Source organism: Micromonospora sp. NPDC050784 (assembly GCF_044456765.1).
In the GTDB taxonomy this organism is placed as follows: domain Bacteria; phylum Actinomycetota; class Actinomycetes; order Mycobacteriales; family Micromonosporaceae; genus Micromonospora; species Micromonospora foliorum.
Genome location: NZ_JBITGG010000021.1, coordinates 126,371 through 133,541, shown reverse-complemented (window position 1 = coordinate 133,541; position 7,171 = coordinate 126,371). Strand labels below are relative to the sequence as shown.

The following is a 7,171-nucleotide window of genomic DNA, read 5'->3' as shown; positions in this document are numbered from 1 at the left end:
GGGTCATTCCGCCTACCCGCCGGCCGGCTGTGCTGCTGGGCCGTGCGGGGTTGGCCGTTGTGGTGCTCGGCCGTGCGGGGGATGTAACCGGGGCGGCCTGCCGGATGTTCCCTGGCGGCTGCCGCGCCCCACGACCCGAGAGTCGCGGTGGCATGCCAGGTATAACGACCCCGGCCGGCCCTCGATTCCGCCGCCGGGGTGGCCCCGACCACCCGACACCCGGGGCCAAACCCGACAAACCCGCCCACCCGGCAACCGGACACGGCGGCCGAGACGGCGTGATCGACTCGGGTTCACGGAAATCGCGGTGTCCGGGTGCCGGGGATACCCCGACTTCATGAAACCCGAGTGGATCACGCCGGTCTACGCTGTTCGCGCACCCTGACCGGCCCGGCCTGGGGGTCGGCGCGGCGGCCGAGATGGGGTGATCGACTCGGGTTCACGGAAAACGCGGTGTCCCGGCGCCGGGAACACCCGACATCATGAAACCCGAGTGGATCATGCCCGGTCTGCGCCGTTCCGTGTCGCGGACCGGGTCCGACCCTGGGTCAGCGCGTGTTTTGGCCCGGCCTGGCCCGGTCAGCGCGTCGTGGGGCCGCGGTCCGGGTCAGCGCGCCATGCGAACTCGGTGCAAGGTCGTGCTCGATCCAGGGAGCAGGCCCTTCCTCGTGCCACGAGGCCACTACATCCGGGATCGAGCACGATCATGCGGACTTGGGCTGGGCGCCGGGGCCGGTCCGACGCGGAGTCAGTGTGCCGTGCGAACCCCGGGCACGGCGGACGGATGGTGTGATCGACTCGGGTTTGGTGATATTGCGGTGTCCCGACGCCGGGAACACCCCGACATCAAGGAGGACGAGTGATCACGCCGCTGCGCGGCGGCCGGCGGCGCCTGCGCGGATATGCAGCGGCGGAGTGGTCCCGACGTGCGGGTGGGGCAGCCTGAACGCGTCGGACTGCCCGTCCCCGACGTGCGGGTGGGGCAGCCCGAAACGCGTCGGACTGCCCCACCCGGGAGTGCGGGGATGCGATCAGAACCCGAGGACGCTCCGTCCGCCGACCACCGGCAGTCGCAGTTCGCTGTCGTTCGGTGCGACCCGCAGTTCGGTGCCGCCCAACGGCAGCAGGGTGTACTCCTGGTCGCTGGAGAAGACGACCACACCGATCCGGTGCCCCGCCGGGAAGATGTAGTCCTTCGGCTCCATGGTCCACCGGTAGTCGTACAGCTTGCCCTGCTTGACCGGCTCGGTGCGCGCGGCGCTCTTGCGGTTCTGCGGGTCCATCCAACCTCGCGTCACCACGGTCGGGGCTGCGGTCGACCCGGCCGGGCCGTAGTCGACAAGGTACGCGGTGAGGTTCGCGTCCGGCTTGTTGTCGATCGCCATCCGCAGCCGCATTTCTGGACGCCCGGAGATGCGCACGCTCTGCGTCAGCTCGGGGGAGCGGTAGGCGAGTCGGTTGGCGCTCGCGGTGTCCGGGTTGGACACCAGGGTGTCCGGGTGGATGGTCCGGCCCTCGTCGACGAAGCTCTGCTCGACCTTGGCCTTCGGCGGCTTGCCGGTGGTGAGGGAGCCGGGTGCGGTGGCGTCGGTGGCCGCGAAGCGTAGGCCGACCTCCCGCGCGGCCGGGTCGGGCCAGTTGGCGTACGTGGTGTAGGCGCGGTCCTCGCGCTGGAGCACCGCCGTCGGCTCGTCCATGATGCCGTTGCGTACGTTCCACAGCCAGAAGTCGAACCAGCGGTTCTCGGTCTGCTTGTACGTCCACGTCTGGCCGCTGGGCAGGGTCACCGACGCGCTGCTGCCCGGACCGCCGTGGCCGCCCTGGTGCAGCCAGATCTTGCGGGGGACGTCGCGCTTGGCGAGCTGGTCCCACCAGCCGGCGAAGTGCTCGGTCTTGACGTTCCAGTCGTTGAGGCCGTGCACGACGAAGACGCTGGCCTTGACGTCGCTGGCGTCGAGGTAGTCGCGGTCGCGCCAGAACGTCGAGTAGTCGCCGGTGACCCGGTCCTGCTTCGCGGTGATCTGCGCGAGTTCGTCGGCGCAGGGTCCTTCGGCGCGGGCCTGCCCGGCGGTGTACTGGGCCAGGATGTCGAGGTCCTCGCCCTGGAACGTCCCGGGTGCGACCACCAGACCGTTGGCCCGGTAGTAGTCGTACCAGCTGCTGATGGCGGAGACCGGCACGATGGTCTTGAGCCCCTTGACGCCCGTGGTGGCCACCTGGTTGGGCAGCGTCCCGTTGTAGGAGACCCCGGTCATGCCGACCGCGCCGGTGGTCCACCCGGCGGTGACCGGGGCGCCGTTCGCGTCGTACCCCTTCGCCCGGCCGTTGAGCCAGTCGATGACCGCCTTGGTGCCGAGCGTCTCGGCCTGGTCGCCGCTGGTCGGGCAGCCGTCCGAGTCGCCGGTGCCGACGCTCTGGCCGAGCACCACCGCGTACCCGCGGGGCACGTAGTAGTCGTCCAGCGAGCCGGGCAGGTTGGCCTTCGCCTGGGCCCGCTGCGCGCCGGCGTCGAGTGCGCGACGCCCGTTGCGGTCGGTCAGGCCGTTCTGCGGCAGGTCGTCGACCAGCACGCTCGGGTACGGCACGTCACCCCAGGTGCCCTTGCGGTACGGGCTGTGCTCGAAGATGACCGGCACCTTGAAGCCCTGCGTGGCGGTCTCCCGGGGGCGGGAGATGTCGATCGCCACCCGGTCGGGTCGACCGTCGTGGTCGGTGTCCACCGGGGTCTGGACGAACACCCGCTCCTCGATCGCGTCGGCGAGCGAGAACACCGGTTGGGTCATGCCGTCGCTGACCACGATGCCGGTGGGCGTGGTGGGCGTGGGCGGAGCCGCAGCCGCTGGTGGGGCTGCGCTGAGGACCAGGGCGCCGGACACGCCGACGCTCAGGAGTGCCAGATGACGGGGTCGACGCATGCGCGTCTCCCTTCGGTTGGGCTGGTTGCCGGGGTCGGCAGGGGCCAATCTCGAAGATCCATTCGTCGTCATGCTAGGTCCGGGCCGGCGTCCCGTCGATCCCTTCGGCTGGGGACGCATGTGTCGTCCACACCGTCGCCGCCGGTCCGGCGGGCGGCAATCGAAACGACATCGAACCGAGCCCGGTCGCGAAACACCGCCGAAATCCTCAGCGCGCGGGCCGGAAAACCCCTCGTCGAGGGGTGCCCGGATGATCCATCGCCTGCATATGATCTTGCGGGAAGTCGCCCGAAGAGGCGGTTTCGTCCACATTAGACGAGGAGCGACATGCTCAGAAAAACGCGGTGGCTGTTAGCCGTCGCCGTCACGGCCACGACGTTGACCGCCCTACCGGGCGGCACCGCCACGGCCGGACCCAGCGACATCGGTCAGACCGGCGCACCCGCAGCCTCGACCGACGGGAAGACGCACACCGTCACCCTGCTGACCGGGGACGTGGTGACCGTTCGGGACACCGGATCGGGCTGCCCACAGGCGACGGTGCGGCCGGCGGACGAAAACGCCGTGATCCGCCAGAGCTGCGGCCCCGACGGCCACCTGCACGTCATTCCCGCCCGCGTCGCGTCCCAGGTCGGTTCGGTCCTCGACCCCGACCTGTTCGACGTCACCACGCTGATCGCCGACGGCTACGACGACGACAACTCCGCCGAGCTGCCGCTCATCGTGCAGCCCGCCACCGCGTCCGCCCGGGTGGCCGCGCTCGGTGACGTGCTGTCGCTGCCCAGCATCGGTGCGGTCGCCGGCCGCGTACCCAAGAAGAGCCCGGCCACCGCGAAGCTCGCGACCAACTCGCTGCTCGCCGGGGCGAAGAAGGTCTGGCTCAACCGCAAGGTCCGGGCCACCGCCCTGACCGGCGGTGGGCGACCGGCCGGCCTGGACCGCAACCTCGGCCAGATCGCCGCGCCGGACGCCTGGAAGGCCGGCTACACCGGCAAGGGCGTCCGGGTGGCGGTGCTCGACACCGGCGCCGACTTCACCCACCCGGACCTGGTCGGCCGGGTCGCCGAGCGGGCCGACTTCACCGTCGAGGGCGGTGACGCCGTCGACCACAACGGCCACGGTACGCACGTCGCCTCGACCATCGCCGGCACCGGCGCGGCCGCCCACGGCCAGCGTCGCGGCGTGGCGCCGGACGCCAAGCTGGTGATCGGCAAGGTTCTCGACGACCACGGCTCCGGCGACGACTCCGGCATCATCGCCGGCATGGAGTGGGCCGCCACCCGGGCCGACGTCATCAACATGAGCCTCGGCGGCAGCGACCCGGACGACGGCAACGACCCGCTCTCGCTCGCCGTCGACGGTCTGAGCAGGTCCACCGGAGCGCTCTTCGTCATCGCCGCCGGCAACAGCGGCGCCGCCATCTCCTCGCCGGGCTCGGCCGCCAGCGCGCTGACCGTCGGCGCGGTCGACCGCGACGACAAGCTCGCCGCCTTCTCCAGCCGGGGGCCGCTGGTCACCAGCAACGTGGCCAAGCCGGAACTGGTCGCGCCCGGTGTCGACATCGTCGCCGCCCGGGCCGCCGGCACCAACCTCCAGGACCCGATCGACAGGTACTACGAGGCGATCAGCGGCACCTCGATGGCGAGCCCGCACGTGGCGGGCGCCGCCGCGCTGCTCGCCCAGCGCCACCCGGACTGGACCGGTGAGCGACTCAAGGCCGCCCTCGTCGGTGCCGCCGACCCGCTCAGCGGCATCGACCCGTACGCCGTCGGCGCCGGTCGGCTCAACGCGGCCCGGGCCCTCGGCGGCCCGACCAGCGACCAGCCGGTGGTCAACCTCGGCACCTTCGCCTACCCGCAGTCCGGAACCAGCGAGACGAAGCTGAGCTGGACCGGTGAGTCGACGGCCGTTCTCGACCTCGACGTGTCGATCGTCAACCACGACGGCCAGCCGGTGCCGCGCGGTGCGGCGTCGCTCTCGACGAGCCGGCTGACGCTCACGCACGGCGCCACCGACGCGGCGACCCTGCGGGTCAACCGTGCGGCGCTGGCCGCCCGACCGGGCTTCTACCTGGCCACCGTCACCGCCCGTTCCGGCCGCAAGTTGGTCGCGACGACCCCGGTGAGCTTCTACGTCGAGCAGCCCAGCTACGACCTGACGGTCCGGACGAAGCCGCTGCCGGGCCTGAAGGACGGTGCGGAGAGCTGGATCAACCTGATGGTCACCAACCTCACCGACCCGGTGATCTACTACGGCGGCGCGGGCGGTACGCCCGGAGACACCTTCACGCTGCGGGTACCGGCCGGCCGGTACGCGGTCCTCGGTTCCTCCGTCGCCTACTACGTCGACAGTGACGTGCTGGAGACGACGCTCGCCGCCGAGGCCGACCTGGACGTGCGCGGCGCCCGGAGCGTGATTCTCGACCCGGCGCGGGCCAAGCCGGTGACGGCGACTGTCGACGGGGTGCCCACCACGCCCACCCGGACCGACTTCACCAACGTCCAGACCGCGCCGAACGGCCTGTCCTGGTGGCACCAGATCAGCGGGTACGGGACCAAGACGACGGTCCGCACCACCGCGCTGCCCAAGCCCACCGTCGGCTCCCGGCGCACCTGGGCGGCCGTCAACCTGGACTCGCCCACCGGCACCGCCAACCCGTACCGCTACAACCTCGTGCACGAGTACGCGGGCGGCGTGCCGGCCGACCCCGCCTACCGGGTGAACAAGGCCGAGCAGGCCAAGCTGGCCCGGATCGACGAGCGGTTCCACCAGACGGATTCGCCGGAGATGTTCACCCAACTGGTCCGTACCGGCATGACCCGCGACGGGGTCGGGGTCACCCAGACCCACGAGGGGAACCTGCCGCCGTACCGGACCGACTACCTCTCGCCCGACATCCTCTGGGCCGACCAGGGCGTCTACGGCGGGCTGGCCGCCGACGAGGCACCCCGCAGCTACCAGCCGGGCAGCCGCCAGACCAAGGTCTGGGCGCGTCAGCCCCTGCACTCCGACTGGTACGACGACCCGGCCGGCGCCGACTGGAGCTGCGCCACCGCGCCGTCGCGGACCCGGGGCAACCTGCACCTCGACCTGGTGTCGCTGACCGACAAGCACCAGCGGGCCGACTGCCTGCAGGGCGAGGCGATCGGCGTGAAGCGCAAGCTGTCGGTCTACCGCGACGGCAAGCTGGTCGACGAGCGGTCCGGCCCGTACGGCGACTTCACCGTCGGGCAGTCGATGGCCGACTACCGGGTGACCCTCGACGTCGACACGAGCCTGATCCTGCCGATCTCGACCACTGTCAACACCTCGTGGACGTTCCGGTCCGCCGGCCCCGACGGGACCGGGAGCGTGCCGTTGCCGCTGCTCGCGGTCGACTACGCCCTGCCGATGGACCACAACAACCACCCGGCCGACGGAACGGCCGAGCTGATCGTCCGGCAGGCGCACGGCGTGAAGACGCAGAAGGTGACGTCGTTCCAGGTCTGGACCTCGACCGACGACGGTGCCACCTGGAGGTCGGCCCGGGTCACCGGCAGCGGCGACAGCTACCGGGTCGCGCTGCCGAACGCCACCTCCGGGCAGGCCGTGTCATTGCGGGTGAAGGCCGCCGCCAACGGCGGTAGCGGAATCGACCAGACCATCATCCGGGCGTACCACGCCGGCTGATCGTCGACACGGTGGTGCGGCCCGGCTCCGGTCGGGTCGCACCACCGCTCTGTGTCGCCGACCGTCACTGGCCCTCCCACACCGCCTTCGCCCCGGAGTCGCCGGTGCGGACCACGTAGTAGACGGTGACGGCGGCGGCCACCACCGACAACACCTGCAACGCCAGGGTCAGCGGCCGAGCGGGGCGTACACCCTCGGCGGTTCGCGGCGGCACGAACCAGACCAGTGCCAACGCCACGACCCCCAACCCGATGCTGGCGTAGAGCGTGTTGTCACCGAACTCCTGGTGCGCCTGCAGCTTCGGGAGGAACTCGGGGGTGACCCGGTTGGCGGCGCGCATCCGCTCGAGGAACGCGTCGCCGGAGAGCTTCGTCAGCAGGGCGGCGACCGGCGCACCCACGGCGAGTAGCCCCAGCACCCACCGGGTGTGCGGCCGGATCGGCGGAACGAACGCGTAACCGACCGTCAGCAGGGCCAGCAGCGGCACGAACGCCACCGCGGCGTGCAGCAGCAGAGGGTGGGCCGGGATGCCCATGAACTCCTCGAACATCGGCGTCTCCTCCGGTGACATCGGCCTGGACGTTGAT

3 protein-coding genes are annotated in these 7,171 nt (G+C 71.3%); 1 reads left to right on the top strand and 2 read right to left on the bottom strand.

What is annotated here, in order from left to right:
- Positions 1–1,031 precede the first annotated feature (1,031 nt).
- Positions 1,032–2,915, bottom strand: coding sequence for a Xaa-Pro dipeptidyl-peptidase (locus ACIBD9_RS25810; RefSeq protein WP_396721552.1), 1,884 nt, complete (start codon positions 2,913–2,915; stop codon positions 1,032–1,034).
- A gap of 327 nt (positions 2,916–3,242) precedes the next feature.
- Between ACIBD9_RS25810 and ACIBD9_RS25805 the strand changes: the two genes are divergently transcribed.
- Positions 3,243–6,584, top strand: coding sequence for a S8 family peptidase (locus tag ACIBD9_RS25805; RefSeq protein WP_396721550.1), 3,342 nt, complete (start codon positions 3,243–3,245; stop codon positions 6,582–6,584).
- Positions 6,585–6,648: 64 nt separating this feature from the next.
- Here the strand turns inward: ACIBD9_RS25805 and ACIBD9_RS25800 are convergent, their stop codons facing one another.
- The gene (locus tag ACIBD9_RS25800; protein WP_396721549.1) at positions 6,649–7,134 is read right to left on the bottom strand and encodes a DUF2231 domain-containing protein; all 486 of its coding nucleotides are present in this window, start codon (positions 7,132–7,134) and stop codon (positions 6,649–6,651) included.
- Positions 7,135–7,171 lie beyond the last annotated feature (37 nt).